Below are 18,946 nucleotides of genomic sequence, written 5' to 3'. Positions count from 1 at the left end.
GCCGGCATCCCGATGGACGTGCCGGCACTGACGATCAACAAGGTGTGTCTGTCGGGCATCAACGCGATCGCGATGGCCGACCAGCTGATCCGCGCCGGCGAGTTCGACGTCGTCGTCGCCGGCGGCCAGGAGTCGATGAGCCAGGCCCCGCACATGCTCGAAAAGTCCCGCGCCGGCTTCAAGTACGGCGATGTGACCCTGCGCGACCACATGGCCTACGACGGTCTGCACGACATCTTCACCGACCAGGCGATGGGCAACCTCACCGAGTCGGCCAACTCGGGCGAGCGCTTCGTCTCCCGCGCCGAGCAGGACGCCTTCGCCGCCGCCTCGCACCAGCGGGCTGCCCGCGCCTGGAAGGACGGCCTGTTCGACGACGAGGTCGTGCCGGTGTCGATCAAGCAGCGCAAGGGCGACCCGATCGTCTTCGCCGCCGACGAGGGCATCCGCCCGGAGACCACCGCCGAGTCGCTCGGATCGCTGCGTGCGGCGTTTGCGAAGGACGGCACCGTCACCGCCGGTTCGGCCTCGCAGATCTCCGACGGTGCCGCCGCGGTCGTCGTGATGAGCAAGGCCAAGGCCACCGAGCTCGGCCTGAGCTGGATCGCCGAGATCGGCCGCCACGGTGTCGTCGCGGGACCGGACTCGGCCCTGCAGTCGCAGCCGGCACGGGCGATCGCCCGGGCCTGCGAGCGTGAGGGCCTCGACCCGACCGAGCTCGACCTCGTCGAGATCAACGAGGCGTTCGCCGCCGTCGGCATCGTCTCTGCCCGCGAGCTGGGCATCGATCCGGCGAAGGTGAACGTCAACGGCGGTGCGATCGCGCTCGGCCATCCGCTCGGCATGTCGGGTGCGCGCATCGTGCTGCACCTGGCGCTCGAGCTGAAGCGCCGCGGTGGCGGCGTGGGTGCTGCTGCCCTGTGCGGTGGTGGCGGCCAGGGCGACGCGCTCATCGTGCGAGTACCCACGAACTGATTCTTATCGAGTCTCGTGAACTGCTTGCTCTCCGCTCGGTTCGCGGATAGCTCGGCGTGGGTTGACATAGGGACCGTGATATCGGCAAACGCCCGCGTCAACGAGTCGTATGCGTGCTGTCGAGCGCGCCGGGCGCTCGAGGTGTCGAGACGAGGGTGGTGACCGGGAGCCGACGCACGTGCGGTGCGGGCACGTATGGCAGTCGGCTCCGCGTCGTGAGGCGGTTGCCGTCTGCGGCTGAGGGGTATCTGCATGCCGAGGCAGCGCTTTCTTGTTGTGCGTGAATGGGTAGGCGCGTTTATCGAGCACAGCGTGCAGCAGCGGTTCTCTTCGCCACGAGGTCCGTCGCGAGCTGTTCGCGCATTGCTCGCCGATGTTCGCCGGTTGCTGGTCGAGCCTGGGGGATCGAGGTGGCGACGAGGGCACGGTGGCGGGTCTTGATCATCCGGTGGGCTGCATCTGTCGGGGTTTCGCCCTTGTGCGTTCGGCCGTGGACCTTTAGTTCGGTGGGGGAGGGGCCGGACCAGTCGAGGCGGGAGAGTCGAAATGCCACCAGTCGTAGCGGCGAGGTCATCGCGTGTGCGGTGGGCCATGTCCACCCGCGAGTGGTGCCGTCGTGGTTGAGGGCGTGAGCGATGTCGATGCCTGTCCAGCGGTCGGTGTCGATGCCGGCGTCGAGTAGGAGGTCGCAGACCGATCCGATGTGCCCTCGGCGTCTGCCGGTTGCGTCGTCGATCCCGACGATCGTGCGTAGCGCGGGGACGCGGTCGATCAGTTGGGCGGCTGCTCGTTGGAGGGCCAGCGGTCGGGACGTGGTCGGTGTCGAGGTCTTCTCGCCTGCGCGTGTGCGCGCTTGGTGATCTTTCCTGACGGAAAGACACAAGGATAAAGAACCACTAGGGGATTGGGGTGCGGAAGCCAGTGAGCTGCGTTGGGTTGGCGAAATAGACCGGGTGGCAGAGGTTCCGCTCTTGGGAGCGGAGCGTGTCGTTCGTTGCCGCGGCCGTCGCCGTGGCTGCTGGCGTGGTGTCGGCGGTGCGGGCATGGTCTCGACGGCCCATGCGGGTGCGGAGAGTGCCCATACGCTGGCAGCGCCGATCTGCGGTCGAACAGGGAGTTGGCCGTGGACTTGTGAGTGGAGGCGGGCGGCGGCTTCGCGTTCGATGTTGTTGAGTTTTTTGCCGCGCGCCAGTTCGACGCCGAGGTCGAGTGTTTTCAGTGCGCGTCGGCCGCGTTTGAGTTGGTCGATCGACAGGGTGTCTGTGGTGGCGAGGGTGGCCAGGGATGCGCAGACATGGCGGCCGGTGGCCGATTCGGCGTAGTGGGCGTGTGCAGCGCACACCCGCAGGAATGTCTGGATGGCGATGCCGTGGCGCTTGAGGGCGGTGCGTCCGCGTTCGGTGTGGGTAACGATCCATTCGCACAAGGTCAGCCAGTAGCGGCGGCTGTGCCAGGTCGGGATACGGGCACATGCGCCTGCAGGGATAGGTAGGGAGAGTGCGGCGCCGGTTCCGGGAGGTTGGGCGTCGAGCAGGTCGTCGACAGCGTCCTCGTCGGGATGGTCCTGCGTTTCGGCGGCTTCCATTGCGGCGACGTTCGCGACGGCGGCGGCGACGATCGTGTCCCATTCGGCGTCGGTGAATGGTTGGGGGAGCGGGCTGCCGGCATCGTCGCGGTCGGCGGACGCGTCCGGGATGGTGGAAGTTGAGGTGGTTGGATGTGTTTCAGGGTGTGCGCTACCCTGAGACGTACCTGGCATGGTAAGTCCCTTCGGGGAAGCAGTAACTCAGAGTCTGTGAAGCGTCGAACTTCGGAGACTCACCCAGAGCGTGATCGTCCTGGCAGACGTTCTCGCTCGAACAGTGAAGGATCCTTCGAGGTCCTTCAGTGGATGTCCTCCTGAGGCCCACCCCCTTTCCGGGGGTGGGTTTCTCTTTTTCGTTGAGTCACTGCGTTGTTGAGTTGTCGGAGTGGTCGGTCCGGGTTACTGGCTCATCAATGTGTCTCCTTGGTGCCCGGACCTGGGGGTGAATCTGTATCGGAGCGTGTTGGCTCGGGATGGAACGCTGCGCAGGGGCAGAGATGCGGTGTGCGAAGCTCACCGACGGGTTATGGACCCGGGGGTAGCACGAGCGACTGAGCGAAGAGGGCGATCTGCCGGATCTGCTCGATTGAGGCTGTCTCCGGGTCGGAGGCGACGAGCTCGACCGTGTCGGCGAACGCCATGAATCCTCCGACTGTGGGGCGTGTGGGGGACAGCGTCACCGGTCCGTACCGTTCGACCAGCTCGTCGAGGTCCAGCACCGCGGGATTAGCGGTCCCGCGGACGAGTCGGGCTTTGAGCGTGCTGTCGAGGGCGAGGATTGCCCATGCGCGGCCGTCACGATCGACGGCTACCGAGCTCACGCGACGTTCCGATGAATCGCGGTGGGTGGGGCCACACGGTGTTCCCAGGCGGTGTACGCATCGCGCGCGAAGGACATCGTGATCGAGGGCTCGTGCTCGTGCCCGATGGCGTCGAGGGCGCCGAGGATGGCTTCGAGACCGCCGAAGGTGTGGCCGGCGAGATGGTCGAGCGCGTCGGTGCAGGTGTCGGCGACGGCGCTCCACGCGAGGTCGAGACCGGGGGAGTGGGCGGCGGTGCGGGCTGTGCGCGCGATGTCCGCGATGGCGTGCCATTGCTCGAGCGTCGCGGTGTCGGTGTTGGTGGCCCGGCAGGCGGCGGCGATCTGGTCGGCCGCCAGGCGCGGGAACTCATCGATGGCAGCGACGAGCCCCCAGGTGCGGTGGGCGTAGAGGTCGGCGAACCACTGCCAGCGGTCTGCATCGGGGTGGTCGTCGCCGGCCGGTGCCTCGATGATGCCCTGGGCGATGGCTTCGAACAGGTTCAGGTGCGGGCTGGGCTTCATGCCACCGCTCCCTTGAACAGCGTGAGTCGTCCGCCGGTATGGGATGTTGGAACCTCCTGCGCGGGGGTAGAAGGGGACGCAGTCCGGTTCGTCGCTGCACGTCGGGTCGGTCGGCGTTTCGGTTTGGGCTTTCGACGTTTGGTCTTGGCTCCGCACCGGTCGGCGTAGGCATCGAACATCTCGGGAGCGATCTCGTCTCCTTTACCGGAGAACAGTCGCCCCGCGAGGATCTGATCGCGGATCTTCTCCCCGCTGGCCAGCCTCCGGTCGAGCTCCTTAGTGCATGAGGTGAGCAGCGGGCACTGGGCGCACGCAGCGACGGCTTGGCGCCACGGGGCGGATTTGTTTCCGCTCACCGTCCACACCTGTCCTTTGCCGGAACACAGACCTTGACCTGCGCGGACCTCGCTCATCGGGGCTTTGAAGCGGGATTCGAGCTCGATGGCGATACGGCGCGAAGTGGGGCATACGCGCACGGCGGGGGTGTAGACGAATCCGCATCGTCGGCACCGGCCGATGCCGCAATGTTCCCGCTCGAGCGCCCGGAGCTGGTTCGTCGAATAGTCGCTGAATGATCGCGTGTGGGCGCGTGCGGTGAGTGTGCGCAACGCCGCGACGACGGGCAGGCACAGCGGCCGGTCCGTGGAGTAGGTGAACCCGCACGACGAGCATGCGGTGCCCTCGGGATTCGGCAGGTGCTCAGCGAGGACGTAGTGGGGGTCCTTGCTGCCACGAATTGTGTCGTGAGTCTCTCCGCGAGGAGTGGCGGGACTCTCTGCTACTAGGCGTATCTGCCCAGCGCCAACTAACCTGTTCATCGCAGGCTCCGTATCTGCATCGAGGCCACGGCCGGCTAACCCGTGTGCCTCTGGCTTGTTCGACTGCGGCTAACAGTCGGCTTGCTACTTGGACGGTCCCTCAGCTGGGCTAACAGCTGGGGGACCGTTCACATCTCAAGGTCTCAACTCATTCCCCTCACATGACCCACTTCTAAACCAGGACTTTTATACGATCCGGTACGTGCACACTGTAGTGAGAGGGCTGCACAGTGTCTACCGATGACGAACTTCGCGTTAGGACCAAGGCCCGATCGGTGAGTAGACGGGTAATGCGCGGGTTCCGGCCCCAAAGACTTGAACAGGCGCGACTGACTGCGGGTATCTCGCAAGCTGAAGTCGCCCGCCTCGCGGACATCAAAGCCGAGACGGTTCGCCGGTGGGAGAAAGGCGCGGCGTCTCCCCAGGTCGATCTGCTTGCGCGCGTCGCCGACGTCCTCGGCATCGCCATTGCTGATCTCGTCGATATCCCGGAGGGCGAGCGATTCCCCGGCGACTGGCGTGTTATTCGAGGCATGACGCAGCCGATGCTCGGCGCCGCTGCTGGAGTATCCACGCAACTCGTGGGAAGTGTTGAGCGCGGCGAGGTCTCCTTGTCCGACAACCTCGCGAAGAAGCTGTCGGCCGCGCTCGACATCTCGGAGGGCGAACTGCGGGCGAGCTACGAACGGGCGCGTCGCCGCCCAGCGGGCACGCCCGCCTAAGCGACAAGCGCGGCTCCAGTTCGCCGACATCGTTTGTATCTCCTGATTCTGTCGTGTGCGCTGAGCCTAAAGTTTGCAACTTTCAATAGCAAGTTGCATCGGATTGCCACACGCTGACACCATGAAGACATTGCAAGCTAGGTGACTTCTGTAGGTCGGGGCGACATGAAAGGTGAACGTTCGATGAGCAGCACCTTCGCGGAGCGACTCCGGTTCCTCTTCGATAACGTCCATCCGCGTAGCCGTGGTCCATACACCCAGACCGAAGTGGTTGACTTGCTTCGATTCAGTGGGAGTCGAATGACCACCGGCTACATGTCCCAGCTTCTCAGTGGGAAGCGGACCTCCCCTGGCCTCGAAGTCGTCCGCGACATCTGCCGAGTCTTTCGCGTGCCGATGGACTACTTCGGTGACGAAGAAACCTACGAAGAAGTCAAGCAACAGATCATCTGGATCCAGCAGCTCCGCGACTCGGAAGGGCAGCAGGTCGCCGCTCGCACCTACGACCCATTCCGTCGTCTCACCGAGCAGGACAACAAGTCGGATTAAACGATGATGGCGTAACTCAGACCTGCCGTGATCGCGCCTAGCAATGCACCGACAATTACCTGCCCCCTCGTGTGATCACCGAGATGCACGCGGGACCACCCGACAAGCACGGTAAAGCCCCATCCCAGCAACCACCACGGCGAAAGGGCGATGGCCAGAACGACACTCACCCCAGCAGCGACTCCAGTATGAAAACTGACCTTCCAGCGGAAGATGCTGGTGATAATCGCTGCGACGGCCAAGGCGATCAGACCGGCGGCCATGAACCCGACTAATTGCTGCGGAGCATCGGTTATCACCAAAGTAATCAGTCCGCCAATCGTAACCAGCAGCAACACGGCAATCAGCAAGTGACGCTCATTGATCTTGGTGACATGGTGATCGCCGATCCGAGATCCACGCATGCCGATGAGAATGACACTCATCGGGACCACGCCCGCGCATATAGCGACGAACGCACCCCATCCCGGTGCACCAATCACCGCCCCGAGAATCAAGGAAGTAACGATGTTGATTACCCAGGGTGCGCCGATCTCGGTCAGGCTACGTGCAACGCGATCAACAGTGCTGCTGCGCATACGTATATCCGTGCCCGTCATGAAACCATCTTCCGTTGGTTGGCTGTAGCTCGGTCGTAGGCTCGTCCCAGCGAGCACACCCAATCGGTGGTGATGACCCCTGGCGGGCATGAGATGGACTCGTGCCCGAGCTCTGTAGGGACTTCCCCTGTGACCAACCATCGTGCGATTAGATCCGCAGCGCAATCAGGGTCGAATGGATCCCGATACGGCACACCACTGAAATCTGCTTCCAGGCTGAGAGCATCCATCACCTCGACTGCCCGGTCGTCCACCTTCTCCATCTCAGAGCTGTGCGGCCGGGATGCGCGTTGCGTGCCGGGCCAACGAGACAACAGCTCTCCATGCAGGTTCGCGAACTGCGGAAGCGCACGCCGAGCTTGGCGATGGTTCATAACCAAGCCCGTCAGCACACCTGCTGCGAGCAGGAACACGCCGGTGGCTGCGAGAAGCCTCGTGATCTCCAGCGGAGTGATCGTCGGCTCTACCACTCCGAACCGTGCAGCGGCCAAGTAACCGATCCGCAGACCAGCGTAGGTCGTGAGGATCGCTGCACCTGGCACAATCAGAAGGAGAGTGCGTCCCGTTACCGTGCGACGGTCGGCCTGGACAATGGCGACCACTGTGACCATCGCGCACAACAGAAACGGATATGCCATGCCGATGATCAATCCATCGGCGTAGCCCGGAAGAAACGCGTAGTCTCTGTCGAACTCGCGATCGGTCACTCCGTCGGGCCACGGCTGGCGATAGAAGATGGCAAAAGCCAACGTCGCTAACATGATTGACGTGGTGACATGAAAAGCTAGGAGTTTCCTGTGCCGCTCATGCTGCGCAGTCACATCTGTGAACACGATGGCAGTCCCGACACAGATCCCACACACCAACAGCATTTTCACCGCAGTGGGCGTGCCATCGCCGAGTGCCAATCGGACTGCGTCTTCAACCACCTGCACATTGATAGCCATATGCAACGACATGCAGGCGAGGATGACCACAGAACCCGCGAGAACGAGTGAACGACGGGCGCGCCACCGGTGGAATCGAGTAACCGCTGCGATGAATAGAGCTACAGCAGCAAGCGCATTGATCATCCCAGCGCCTCGTCGATACGAGACCGGACGATCGGACTGTGGTTCACCGTTCGGCTGTTGTAAATCCGGCGCAGGAGAAGGCTTGCGAACGCTTCTGCGTCTATCTCCTCTTGCTCCTGCTTGTGCGTGCAGTTGCGCTCCAGCATGAGCGTGGCGAGGTCGTGTGAGGACTCGGGAAGAAAAGCGGTGGCGAGTTCGAGTGCGGGCCTTCCTATATGACCTAACGCGATGTGGCCAAGCTCATGCCCTATGGTTCGCTCTTTGGCGTGAACCCAGTTCGCATAGAGGATCTGATCGTCGTCAGGATTCCGCTTCCACTGGCCGAAGACTCCTACGGGTAGTTCTGCGCTTTCCTTAATGGTCAGAGGACGGCCGCGATCCCGAGAAAGCGCATTGACCAAACCTTCCAGCGATCGTGCTTCTTCGCTGGATGCGATACGAAACAGCCGGTCGACGGCGCGTATCACTTCCGTCCTGTCCGGTGCCACTCTTGAACTCCCCTCGCTTCAACTCTTCCGTCCACCCTAAAGGCAAAGGTAACGATCTTGTAACAGCCCCGGGCCGTTGGTGTGTTCACCCGCCAGTTAGGCTGCGTCGAGTGTCTATCGGAGCCCGCCCTACCCGCCGTATCGTCGCCAGCCTCGCGGTCCTCATCGGAGCCTTCCTGCTGACCGTCAGTGTGCTGATCCCCACGTATGCAGTTGACCGGCTGGTGAAGATTCCTCTCACCGTTGAAGCTGACACCGTCTCCACGGGCACCGCCACGCTCCTCGACTCGACCGAACTGATGCAGGGCCGTCTCGTCCTCGAAGATGACGTGCCAATCACCGTCAACCAGCGAGTCACAGTAGAGGACCCCTCGGACAAAGACGTCGTCACGCTGCAATCTGCCATTCGAATGACGCGCGACGATCGAAGTGGAACTGCTGCGATCGTCAACGCCAGCGTGGATCGCTCCACCCTCGACAGGGCGACTGCACTCCCAGTGGATGAGCCCGTGGGGTCAATCCAGACCGAGACGGGCAAAGTGCCTGAACCTGTGGTTCATGACGGTCTTCAGTTCAAGTTCCCATTCGACACACAGAAGCAGTCATATCCATACTTCGACACCACCTTCAAGCAGAGCCGGGACGTACATTTCGTCGAGGAGACCGAGCTGGATGGTCTGCCGGTCTACCGGTTCCATCAAGAAATCGAACCGACGCAGGTGGGAGGCGGCATCTCCCTGCCGGCCTCTGTGTGGGGCAGGGAAGGGACCGGATGGCTGAAACTGCCACGGTTCTACAGCATCACCCGGGATCTGTGGGTCGAGCCGGTCTCCGGAGCCGTGGTCCAGGTCGAGCAGCACCACAGGCAGTTCTTCGCGGCCAAGGCCGATGATCCGGAAGCCGTCACACTCATCGACGTCACTCCGAGACTCGATGAGCAGACCCAGGCCGAGCAGATAGCCTTCGCTCGAACGTCGAAAAACCTCGTTCTGTGGGGAACGGTGTACGCGCCGGTCGGTGCTGCGGTTGCAGGTGTGGCTCTGCTGGCGAGTGGCATCTACCTCGGAGTGAGGACTCCGCGTAGAGATGAATCCGTGAGGCCCACCGATATGCGCGCGATGGTCAACGTCGCGAGCGTCTGACGCAGGCCGATCTGTTGCTGCGCACGGAGACTCACGACATCCGCCGTCGCCCACCACAGGGGCTATGACAGTCCATCCCAGTTCAGTCGTGACTACCGCCGCCCCTACGGATTCACCCTGCGCGCCGCCCCTCAGCTGACGGGCCAACCCAGTGACAGATGCACTAGGCCGTTGCGACCTCCTGCTCTCGCAGGAACAGCACTCAATGGACCCCTTGGCAGGAAAGTCTCGGTTACCTGCTCGCGAGAGATAAGTCGGAAGACTCCACCGAATCGTTTCGGAGTCAGAATTCCGACAATCGAAGTGACCTGGCATCGCGAACAACACGCTACTGAGCGTTGCGCAGCTCCGCGTATGCAGCCTCGGCGATGGGTTGGGCCTTCGCGTACTCCGACGTAGCAGTCTCACCGTTCTTGTAGAAGCGCTTGTCCTCGATGTACTCGCGTGTATCGGCCTGTTGCACCGCCAGCGCGTACGCCACCGGATCCCCCGGATGTACGTCCACGCCAGCGGCGTTGTCCATGAACGTGTCTGTCGCGACGCGCACTGCGTCCGTGGAATCGGCCCCGATGTTGTACGCGAACCGCCACCCGTAGATATCCGCGATCGCGGTGGCCGGCGCAGGCAGAGATAACCCGGACCTCCAGCCCGTCTCGGCCTGACCGGCGAGAAGAGCTGCGACTGCCTGTTCCGGCGTACCTCCACGTTTTTCGACTGTTTCGATGATCGCGACAGCGTTCCGTTGATGGATTTTGAAGAGGATGTCGGTGTTGTCCTCGCCGAAGACCGAAACGGTCGCCGGTGCTGCTGTCGTACTCGGCGCAACAGTCGGTGCGGGCGCGGCCGGCTCGTCGCTCCCGCACGAAACCACGCCCACTGCAAGAGCTGTGGTGATCAGTGCGGCGACAAGGTTCTTGGGTTTCATAGGTCCTCCGGGGTCAGTAACGGATTTCGTCGATGAGCCAGCGATCGCCGTCTCGAACGATCGTGACCCACACCGAGGTGTCAGGTTCAACGGTTTCGGTGCCGCTGGTGGACACCGCTGTCTGTTTGATGGTGGCCACGCGGCGAATGACGGTGTCGGTGTCTTCGGGGCAGCCGGAGCATTCGATGCTGACGTCGGCGATGACCTTCGCCTGCTGCTCGGCCCAGTGAGCCCACTGCACGCCTGGTCCGCGCTCGGTACGGGCATCGACGCTCATGCGCTCGGCGAGGGAGTCGGTCAGCCAATGGCGTGCGCGGCCGTAGGCGTCGTTCTGGGTGCGGTCGGTGGCCGGGTGCCAGGTGAACACCACGGTCAGGCCTTGTCTCGCCGCGTCCTCGGCAGCCTGGGCTGCCAGCGGGATGGTGGCCTTCGCAGCTACAGGAGGGGAGGCCATAGTCGTGGTGGGTGCTGTGGATGTCGGTGAGTTAGAGAGCTCCGAGTCGGCGGGTGCCGATCCCGCACCTTCGCTCTGGGGCGACAGACACGAATACGCCCCATAACTGATGGCCAGGGCGACGAGCACCCCCACGACAAGCTTTCCTGCCCTCATAAGGACCCCTCCGATTCACATGAGAATGCTTGATGGCCAGCACGAACGGCACGTCCCCTTTACATCACCCGCCGGGCTTTCATCCCTGCTTGCAGCGGTGCTTCCTCGACCACATCGCCGGTCGTCGGGGCGTGGACCATCCGGCCGTTGCCGGAGTAGATCCCCACGTGGCCGGGCCCGTTCGACCCCCAGTTGCCGAAGACGAGATCCCCGGGCCGAGCTTGCGCGATCGGGACCTCGACCCCGACAGCCCACTGCTGTTCGGACGTGCGAGGAAGCGAGACCTTCCCGGCGCTGGCCGCATGCACCGCGAACGATGTCAGGCCGGAGCAATCGAACCCTCCACCAGAGGGACCGCTGGTGCCCCCGCCGCCCCAGACGTACGGGGTTCCCAGAGACTCACGCGCGACCGCGACGACCTGGCTATTGTCACCGGCGGCGCTCGGCGTGAACCGGCCCCGCGAGTTCGGGTTGGTGAAGGCAGCGCGGGCTGCCGTGATCCTGGCGATGTAGTTCTGTGTTTCGGCGTAAGGCGGGATGCCGTGATGCAGCAACACCGCCCCGGGGCCGGCGTTGTAGGCCGCGAGCGTCAATTCGATCGGATCACCCGTAATCCCAGCAACATCGCGGTGGAGTGCGCACATGAAGTGCGCCTGCGACATCACCGCATCGCCGATCGAGTTCGGGTCCGCTGTTCCGTCGCCGTCGTAGTCCTTACCCCAGGTGGCCCACGTGCCGGGCATGAACTGCGCCGGACCCCTCGCGCCGGCCGGTGAGACGGGGGCGTTCGGTCCGTAGCGGAAGTTGTTCTCCTGCTGGAGCTGCGCGGCCAGCAATGGTGAGTCGATTTCCGGGCATACCCCGCCTGCGCGGCGCAGCCACGGCTCGAACTCGGCCGGTACGGCCTTGAAGGCCAGATCGCCGCCGCCGGCCATCCCGAACCCCGAGCAATCGGCCGTGGAGCGGGAGGCGGCGACGAGCCGCACGTTGCCGTCCTGATCGCCGTAACTGTCGCTGTCCTGATGGTTCTCGACGGACGGCGGTGCTCCGCCGTTTTGGCGGGCGATCTCGGGTAGCACGGTCACTGGGTCGATGGGGGTGCCGCCTTGCAGTCTGCCGCCCTGCCAGTACTCGAAGTGCAGGTGCGCTCCGGTGCTGCTTCCGGCGTTGCCGATGTCGGCGATGTGATCGCCTGCGGTGACCTGCTGGCCGGGGGTGACGTGGATGCCGTCGGAGAACATATGTCCGTAGACGGTGCTGACGGGTGAGCCGTCGACGTTCGAGTCGATGATCACCCAGTTCTCGAATCCGATACCTGGCCCTTCACCGGTGGATCCTGCGGCGACGACGATTCCGTCGAGAGCGGCAAGGATCGGTGTGCCGATCGGTCCGGCGAGGTCGTCGCCGTGGTGTTGTGTGCCCCAACGTTCGCCGAACCCGGAGGTATGGGTGGTTGTTCCGGGGCGGACCGGCAGTTGTATCGGGCCGGAGGCACGCAAGTGCAGATCTGATGTCCCCTCGGAGGTGTTGTCGCGGGTGGGGACGGTGCGGCATGGATCGTGGGGAATCACTGGAGATCCTGTCGTGCAGGCGGATATGCCGACGGTGAGAGCGGCTGCGCTGCTGAGCAACAACACCTTGCTGGCGCCGTGGATGGTCACAGTTGCCCCGGGATGGGGGTGTCGAGGTCAGGAATCGGAATTGGCCCAGGCACCGGCGTCGGGGCAGGGCCAGCGCTGCGACTGGATGTGGGCTCGTGTTCCGGCTCGTTGGGGACGGACGTTAGTTGAGGGGTGGGCGTCGTGGGTGAGGTCGGCGTCGGTCGCGGTGTCGTCGCCTCCGTCGGAGTTGGAGTGGTTGTGGGGGCGATGGAGCGCGGTGTGGTGTCCTCGACGTCGGAGAGCTCGAGGGTCGGCAGGGGAGTGTCGACCATCCAGCGCTGCGTTCCATCGGACAGCTCCTTGACCACGACGGAGACCGTCATTTCTCCGGCTTGGGTCGGGACGAGGACCCGTGAGCTCTGCGTCCCGGCGGGGCCGGCGACGAGAGTGCTCACCGTGGGGCCGGTAATGACCACCGGAGTGCGCGGTCGTGCCGCCACCATGCTGGGTCCGGGCTCGGAGACGGTGTAGTAGCCGAGCGCGGAGGTCCACTGCGTATCCGAGAGTGTGGTGTCGACGAAGATGTGGGCGTAGGCCATCGCGGTGGCCGGTGCACTGGCTGCGGTCTGGGCTGCCGTCGTGGCGACCACGTGGGACTCGCTTACTTCGTCGAGTTCGTAGCTGATGGCGTCCGCGGTCGCCGCAGCAGTCTCAGGCCCTGCAGCGGATGTGTCCTCCACAGTCTGCGGGTGCGGTTGTTCCCCGACCAGCATGCCGACGAGCGACAACACCGCGACGACACCGACCACCGATACCGCCAGGTTCGTGCGTGAGTAGAGCACCCAGCGGCGGACAGGGGCGAGTACGGGGTTGGGTCCGGACCGAGACATCAGAGGTACCTGTCCCGCGGAGTAGGACTGTTTGGGGTGGGCGCATTCCAGACCCGTGGTCGGGACGGTGTGTTCTCGGTCGGACGCTGACTGCGGAGGAGGCCGTGCCGTGACTCACGAGAGCCGGTGCCGGTGCCGGTGTGTGCGGACTCGTGGGGACGGGCCGGGGTATAGACCTTCATTGGTGCGATGGCGGAGCGATCCCCGCCGTCCCAGCGCTGACCGACACTGGCGGTCAACAGCTCCGTGCGGGCGTGCCGCTCCCGACGTCGGTTCTCGGCCTCGTCTTTGTCCAACCGTTTCCATACGGCCGCGCCCGATGCGACGGCTCGCTCGGTGTCCTTGTCGCCCAACGTTTTCTTACTCCGGTCCAGATTGCGGCCGGCACTGGCCGCGATACCAGCGATGCGTGCGTCCCGGTCCGCTCCGTGGCTCAGGTGCTCAGTTCTGTTCGTGCGTGCTTCTGCTCGTGCCTGGGCCAGTGCTTGCTGTCGACGATTGTTGAGTCCGCGGCCTTCAGGCCGGAAACCGGTGGACGTCGTCTCGACCTCGTCGTCGTGCCCGCGGTTCCTTCGTGTCATGCGGTCGCTGGCCTTGACTGCGATCGCTCCGCCCGGGCCGCCGAGGGCGGCACCTGCCGCGCCGAATGCCTTCGTTTTGAGGGAGCGCTTTGCCTCCCGGGCCTTGCGGTTGACCATGCTCGAGCTGTTCTGTGTGAACGTCTGGCCTACCCGTTTGAACGGGCGCATGATCGCCCAGCACACGACGGTGAGCAGCACCATGAACCACAACCGCCAGGACCCGTCCACCTGTCCGTCGGCATCGACGTAGAGCTGCACGAGCGCCATCAGATACAGCGCGACGATGACCGAACCGGCTACGCCCCACAGGTAGGCGGTGGCGAGCATGCGCAGGATGCGGCCCAGCCACCCACCGGCGATCATCGCGAACGGCACCCACAGCGGCGCGAACAGGATGGCGAACCGGATCGCGAGCAGTGCGGTGATCTTCAGGATCGAGGCGCCGATCCATAGCAGCGACGGCATGGCCAGTTTGATCATGCCGATGAAACCGGTCGAGGCGCGGCCGGAGTCTTTGCCCTGGAACTGGTAGTAGGACAACTGATGGTCGGATTCCAGCGACGCGACGATCTCGCGGAACTTATCGGCCTTCTGCTCTGCGAGCTCGGCCTGGGCATTCGGGTCGTTCTTGACACGCTCTTGTTCTTCGTACGAAAACGCCAGCGAATCACGCAGCTTCGGACCGAGCCCGGCAGCGTCCGTCTCGTCATAGTTGGTGCCGAACCAACCCGTGCGCCAATCCGGAAGAAAGATCTGGTCGATCAGTACGTTGCGCGGGTCGGTCGGTCCACCGACGAGTGTGCCGCCGCCCGGTCCGTCCCCGAATTGGACCGAGAAAATCTGATCCTGGGTGTCGGTGATCAGTGAGCCGAATGTGTCGTCGGCGACCTGGACTGCCTTCTGTGGTGCGCCGACCATCAGTGCTCCGAGCATGAGCCCGGCTGCTGCGATCGCCGAGGTTCGGGTGACGCCCGCGGTGTCGGCCTTCAGCGATTTCCACAGCACGATCACAGCGACGACGGTCAGCGCGATCCCCAGCCATTGTCCGTAGACCCCGCGCATGCCGTCACTGATGGAGTAAATGATCCGGTCGAATTGCTCAAGTGCTGAGTCGACTCCGGCGTCGAGCGGGTCGCGTCCGGTCTTGGTTTGGTCGTCGAGCCAGAACGCCGCGGCTGCCAGTGACTTTCCGATCGTCAGGAAGGTGTTGCCGAGGGTGGTGTCGTTGACCGCGCCGGGAGCGCGCACCAGGTCTTCGCCGCAGCCGAGGTCGTAGGTGTGCCATTTCAGTCCGGCCCAGCCGTAGCTTTCGTAGCCGGTGCCACCCCCGTCCTCGAGGGGCGGCCGGTTGGCGCTGGTCGAGTCGAAGGTCGTCTCGACGGTCTCGTTCGGGAACTCCGGGGTCGGCACGTCTTTGCAGTCGAAACCGCTGGCCACGGCCGTCCCGGTGCCGATCCCGATCAGTGCGATCGTGGCGAGGATCAGCACGACGAGAACACGGGCTACGAGCTCGCCGGGCCGCCCAACGTAGCGGACGGAGAGCGACGGGACCGGAAGCGTCCGGCGTGCTTGCTGCGCGCTCATGCCGGGGCGCCCATCGCAGCTCGGGTCGCACGGGAATCAAGCGCGACAAACACATGCGCGAGGTGGACGAAGTGGGTCCAGTCGGAGCGAATCAGTTCGATGTCGTCGGCCATCTTCACGATGAACCGGCGGGCCTGATCGAGGTGGTCGGTGTCGGTGTCCTCGTCGAGGGTGTCTTCCCCGCCACCACCGAGGTCGGCCAGCAGCGCTTCGTAGCCTTCCCCCGAGGGGAGGTTCAATAGTTTGAGGGCGCCGTCGATGGCGTGGGTGTTGCCGCCGAGATCGCCGATGATCACCTCGTAGGTCAGGGCGGATTTGTCGTCGCTGCCGTCGACGCCGAGATAGTCGTCCGGTAGCTGCGAGCACACCAGGGCGCGGACTTTGTATTTGCGGCTGTCGCGGGCGATGCGCAGGTTCAGGGTGCGGCCGGCGCCGGTCTGTTCGAGGTACTTGTTCTCGTCGAGAAAGAGCACCTTGCGCTCGAAGCGCGGCAGTTCGTAGACGAGGCGGTTCGCCAGCCACGCCGCCATGTGCATCAGGGGGCCGGCCATGCGCTGCTGCGGGGTCCACTGCGACGGATCGGTGCCCGTCGGTGGGAGCTGCAAGCCGGGCATCGTCAACACCGTCAGCCGAATGGTGTTGTCGACAATGTCCTCCGGCTCGCCGGTGGTGCCCGCTTCGGGGAACAGCACGCGGGCCTCGGCGAGATCGGCCATCATCGACAATTCCTGGTGCACGCTGCGCGCGCAGGTGCGCAGCTCGACGTTCTCGTCATCGCTGCCGAGCGCTTCGATCGTGTCGAGGACTTCGCGCAGGTTGTGGTGCCGCTCGCCGCCGACGGTGTTAGCGGCGGTCTGCAGCACGGTTTCGGTCCACTCGTGCTCGAGGCGGGCGGGGGAAAGCATCATCTTCAGCACCGACACCGCCACCGAGATCCGCTCGGCCTGCGCCGCTCGTAGGTCGGCTTCGTATTGGGCGCGCGCGGCGGCGACCGAATCGGCATCGTCGGCGTAGTCCGGGTTCGTTGGGTTGTAGTCGGGGTCGTCGCGGCGCGGGTCCACGATCACCCGGTACGGATTCAAGGAGCCGGGGCGGGAGGTGCGTCCGGTCAATGCTTGGACGTCGGCGACGCCGCGGAATTCTGGGAGCTGCGCGAGTTTCTTGAGCGGCCCGGACGGGTCGAGCACCACCCCGTAGGCCCCTGCGCGCACTGCTTGGTAGACGAGCATCCCCGCGAGGAAGGTCTTGCCCGAGCCGGGTACCGCGACGATCGGGGTCAAGCCGGACCTGTGTTTCTTCTCGTGCGCGGCGAACAGATCCCACACCGCCGGGCGGGGTGCGATCGAGGCGGTCTCGCCGATCACCACGCCGGTACGGTCCCCGATGCGGTCGCCGACCGCGGCCATCCCGGCGGAGACGGCTTCGACGCTCATGCGCCGGCAATGCGCAATATTGGCCAGCGGCTCACCCGGGAGGAATTCGCGCAACAACTGGTACTGGCCGTGTTCCTGTTCGAGGCGGATGCGCGGTGCATACATCTCCTGCAGCATCGCGACCTTCTGCTTCGCTTCATCGGGTGAAGAGCCGACGACGAGGACGCGGTACCAGCCTTCGGTGCGCACCGACAGCCCGGAGTGGTCGTCTTCGATGTCGGAGATCACCCGCTGCGCGAGCGCATGCTGCTCGGCGAGTTCCTGCGGGGGGACCTGGTCGTGTTCGACGGTGTAGTGGTCGAACTGCGACTCGATGCGTGAGGTGAGCCGGCGCAGACTGCGGATGGTCTGGCTCTTGGTTTTCAGCCGGAGGCGTTCGGACCATTCGAGCGGTTCACCGGAGGAGTCGCCGATGACCTGCCAGGGCAGCATCTTCTCCGGGATCGGTAGTGGTGCCATGCGCCCGACCGTGAGGACGATGGCGTAGCCGGTGTAGTCGCGGCCGCCGACCTGACCGCGCACGGTGGTGTACCCGTCGCCGGGGGTTAGTTCCAGGTCGGTGAGGTCTTCGAGCGCCGCGACATCGGAGTGCTCCCAGTTCCCGCCGCCGGAGATCACCCCCTCGGCATCGAGCGGTAACCCGAGCGACGCCGAGCGCAGCAGCAGATAGTCCATCTGCGCGGCGGTGGCGGGCTTGGCGCGCACCCCCTGTCCCGAGAGGATGCGTTCGATCGTGGCGAGGTGATCGGCGAGCGTCTTCTGCTCATTCAGGAATGCGGTGCGCGCCCACGCGCGAACCAGTCTCGCGACGCGGCCGAGCAGCGGCCAGTCGACGATGGGCAGCAGCCATTCGGAGACGGTGTCGAGTCCGACCGCGAGTGTCGCGCGGGGTGGTAGTTCGATGCCCCAGTAGCGGCCTTTGAGGGTGGGGTTGCCCCACAGCATCGCGTGCTGCTGCCTGCGCAGATAGTCCGACCACGACAACGCACCGGGAACATCCGGGATCGGTTCGGCCCACCCGTCGTGCGCTTGCGCCCATGCGCGCACCGGCCACGGGGTGCGCACCAGGCGGCGGTGCAGACCGGTCACGCCGGCTTCGGCGAGATTCGCCAGCACCAACGCTTCGTTTTGGATGTAACGACGCTGGCGGCCGACGGGGCGCATGTTCCATGGCCCCGGGGGCTGGACGAACCATGCGGTGGACTGCGTGCGGGTGCGGGTGATGTTGCCTTCCACCCCGACCAGCTGCAGACGCACCGCCTTGCGTGCGCGCTCGGCGCGTGTGGCCGCCGCCTTCGACTGGCGGATGAACTCCGCGTCGGTGCCGGTTGTCTTGCCGCGCTTCGTGCGTCCGCGCGTGTGCTTGCCGGCCGGTGCGTCTGCGTCGACTGGAGTGGTCGGGGCGGCCGCTGCAGCGGGTGCCGCGGTGATGCTGCTGTCGGGCACCTGCGACCACGCCAACGACGACGCTGGGGAAACGGTCGACGTGGTGGGGGAGTCGGTGCGATGGGCGGCGATCGCGGCGGCCCACGACGGCGGCAACGCACCCGGCGGCACCACGGCCGGTTCGGGTGCGTCGAAGTTCGGGTCGAACAGCGCGGCGATGTCGGACTCAGGCTGCGAACGCATCGGTGGAGTTCCCTTCGTTCGACATAGCGGCGCCGGTACTGCGCGCGGTGTGGAAGGCCGCGGGGATGCGGAGCACGACGGTCTGCCCCGGCTTGGGTGGGCGCGGCGCGTTCAGGTCGTTCCACGCCGCGGTGATCACCGAGCGCAAGGGGCGGTCGGCGTTGACGTACTTCGTCACCCGCGCGGTGATCACCACACCGATCCCGACGATCAGCACCAGGGACTGGAAGCCGAGCGGGACGTGCACGATCGCGCGGGCGACGACGAAGACCGTGGCGGTGATGACGGCGCCGAGCCCGACCGCCCCGTAGCGCAGCCGGACCGGCAGGGTGAAGCCGGTCGGGCCGAGATAGTGGCGGTCCACGCGGTGCAGCATGTCGTCGTTGTCGATCACGAACGCTCTCCCTTCCCTGGACTG

17 protein-coding genes are annotated in these 18,946 nt (G+C 64.9%); 4 read left to right on the top strand and 13 right to left on the bottom strand.

Annotated elements, in window-relative coordinates; translation table 11 throughout:
- The coding region (locus ACNJ7K_RS26985) for an acetyl-CoA C-acyltransferase (RefSeq protein ID WP_487042602.1) at nt 1–975 on the top strand (975 nt) is incomplete at its 5' end.
- Nucleotides 976–1,273: 298 nt separating this feature from the next.
- Here the strand turns inward: ACNJ7K_RS26985 and ACNJ7K_RS26980 are convergent.
- The 3 genes from ACNJ7K_RS26980 to ACNJ7K_RS26970 all read right to left on the bottom strand — a co-directional run bounded on the left by ACNJ7K_RS26980 (nt 1,274) and on the right by ACNJ7K_RS26970 (nt 3,884).
- Nucleotides 1,274–2,560 carry a Rep protein gene (locus tag ACNJ7K_RS26980; protein ID WP_487042601.1) on the bottom strand — a complete coding sequence of 429 codons (1,287 nt, stop codon included), beginning with the start codon at nt 2,558–2,560 and terminating at the stop codon, nt 1,274–1,276.
- Between the two features lie 524 nt (nt 2,561–3,084).
- Complete coding sequence (locus ACNJ7K_RS26975; RefSeq protein WP_487042600.1) at nt 3,085–3,381, bottom strand: hypothetical protein; 297 nt, start codon at nt 3,379–3,381, stop codon at nt 3,085–3,087.
- Nucleotides 3,378–3,884: a hypothetical protein gene (locus ACNJ7K_RS26970; RefSeq protein WP_487042599.1), complete on the bottom strand. Its 507-nt coding sequence runs from the start codon at nt 3,882–3,884 to the stop codon at nt 3,378–3,380. The genes ACNJ7K_RS26975 and ACNJ7K_RS26970 overlap by 4 nt, the downstream gene beginning before the upstream one ends.
- 1,108 nt (nt 3,885–4,992) lie before the next feature.
- Here ACNJ7K_RS26970 and ACNJ7K_RS26965 point away from each other — a divergent pair.
- Both ACNJ7K_RS26965 and ACNJ7K_RS26960 read left to right on the top strand, forming a co-directional pair.
- Complete coding sequence (locus ACNJ7K_RS26965; RefSeq protein ID WP_487042598.1) at nt 4,993–5,424, top strand: helix-turn-helix domain-containing protein; 432 nt, start codon at nt 4,993–4,995, stop codon at nt 5,422–5,424.
- 183 nt (nt 5,425–5,607) lie between these two features.
- Nucleotides 5,608–5,973 carry a helix-turn-helix domain-containing protein gene (locus ACNJ7K_RS26960; RefSeq protein WP_081314910.1) on the top strand — a complete coding sequence of 122 codons (366 nt, stop codon included), beginning with the start codon at nt 5,608–5,610 and terminating at the stop codon, nt 5,971–5,973.
- On the opposite strand, the gene ACNJ7K_RS26955 is transcribed toward ACNJ7K_RS26960, so the two are convergent.
- Genes ACNJ7K_RS26955 through ACNJ7K_RS26945 form a run of 3 tightly spaced genes read right to left on the bottom strand, consistent with a single transcriptional unit; the run spans nt 5,970 to nt 8,133 of the window.
- Nucleotides 5,970–6,551, bottom strand: a complete 582-nt coding sequence (locus tag ACNJ7K_RS26955) for a hypothetical protein (protein WP_487042597.1) — start codon at nt 6,549–6,551, stop codon at nt 5,970–5,972. The genes ACNJ7K_RS26960 and ACNJ7K_RS26955 overlap by 4 nt on opposite strands.
- A gap of 17 nt (nt 6,552–6,568) precedes the next feature.
- Complete coding sequence (locus ACNJ7K_RS26950) at nt 6,569–7,645, bottom strand: hypothetical protein (RefSeq protein ID WP_487042596.1); 1,077 nt, start codon at nt 7,643–7,645, stop codon at nt 6,569–6,571.
- Nucleotides 7,642–8,133: a hypothetical protein gene (locus ACNJ7K_RS26945; protein WP_487042595.1), complete on the bottom strand. Its 492-nt coding sequence runs from the start codon at nt 8,131–8,133 to the stop codon at nt 7,642–7,644. The genes ACNJ7K_RS26950 and ACNJ7K_RS26945 overlap by 4 nt, the downstream gene beginning before the upstream one ends.
- Before the next feature lie 110 nt (nt 8,134–8,243).
- Here ACNJ7K_RS26945 and pgfA point away from each other — a divergent pair, with 110 nt between their 5' ends.
- The gene (gene pgfA, locus ACNJ7K_RS26940) at nt 8,244–9,275 is read left to right on the top strand and encodes a cell envelope lipid trafficking protein PgfA (protein WP_487042594.1); all 1,032 of its coding nucleotides are present in this window, start codon (nt 8,244–8,246) and stop codon (nt 9,273–9,275) included.
- Between the two features lie 328 nt (nt 9,276–9,603).
- Here pgfA and ACNJ7K_RS26935 read toward each other — a convergent pair whose 3' ends face one another.
- From ACNJ7K_RS26935 to ACNJ7K_RS26905, 7 genes are all read right to left on the bottom strand, one after another.
- Nucleotides 9,604–10,200, bottom strand: coding sequence for a hypothetical protein (locus ACNJ7K_RS26935; RefSeq protein ID WP_487042593.1), 597 nt, complete (start codon nt 10,198–10,200; stop codon nt 9,604–9,606).
- A 13-nt stretch (nt 10,201–10,213) separates the two neighbouring features.
- The gene (locus ACNJ7K_RS26930) at nt 10,214–10,654 is read right to left on the bottom strand and encodes a hypothetical protein (RefSeq protein WP_487042592.1); all 441 of its coding nucleotides are present in this window, start codon (nt 10,652–10,654) and stop codon (nt 10,214–10,216) included.
- 215 nt (nt 10,655–10,869) lie between these two features.
- On the bottom strand, nt 10,870–12,471 hold the full coding sequence (locus ACNJ7K_RS26925; protein WP_487042591.1) for an NlpC/P60 family protein: 1,602 nt from the start codon (nt 12,469–12,471) through the stop codon (nt 10,870–10,872).
- Nucleotides 12,468–13,301 (bottom strand): hypothetical protein, encoded by an 834-nt coding sequence (locus ACNJ7K_RS26920; protein ID WP_268655860.1) that lies wholly within the window; start codon nt 13,299–13,301, stop codon nt 12,468–12,470. The genes ACNJ7K_RS26925 and ACNJ7K_RS26920 overlap by 4 nt, the downstream gene beginning before the upstream one ends.
- The gene (locus ACNJ7K_RS26915; RefSeq protein ID WP_268655861.1) at nt 13,301–15,466 is read right to left on the bottom strand and encodes a hypothetical protein; all 2,166 of its coding nucleotides are present in this window, start codon (nt 15,464–15,466) and stop codon (nt 13,301–13,303) included. The genes ACNJ7K_RS26920 and ACNJ7K_RS26915 overlap by 1 nt, the downstream gene beginning before the upstream one ends.
- A complete protein-coding gene (locus tag ACNJ7K_RS26910) occupies nt 15,463–18,528 on the bottom strand; it encodes an ATP-binding protein (protein ID WP_487042590.1) in 3,066 nt (1,021 codons plus the stop codon). The genes ACNJ7K_RS26915 and ACNJ7K_RS26910 overlap by 4 nt, the downstream gene beginning before the upstream one ends.
- Nucleotides 18,512–18,922 carry a hypothetical protein gene (locus ACNJ7K_RS26905; protein WP_268655863.1) on the bottom strand — a complete coding sequence of 137 codons (411 nt, stop codon included), beginning with the start codon at nt 18,920–18,922 and terminating at the stop codon, nt 18,512–18,514. Before ACNJ7K_RS26905 ends, ACNJ7K_RS26910 begins: the two co-directional genes overlap by 17 nt.
- Nucleotides 18,923–18,946: the final 24 nt, after the last annotated feature.

Origin of the sequence: Rhodococcus shunpengi, assembly GCF_048381395.1 — a bacterium.
Lineage (GTDB): Bacteria > Actinomycetota > Actinomycetes > Mycobacteriales > Mycobacteriaceae > Rhodococcus.
Note: the sequence above shows the minus strand (reverse complement) of the source record. Positions and strands in the feature narration are given on the sequence as shown.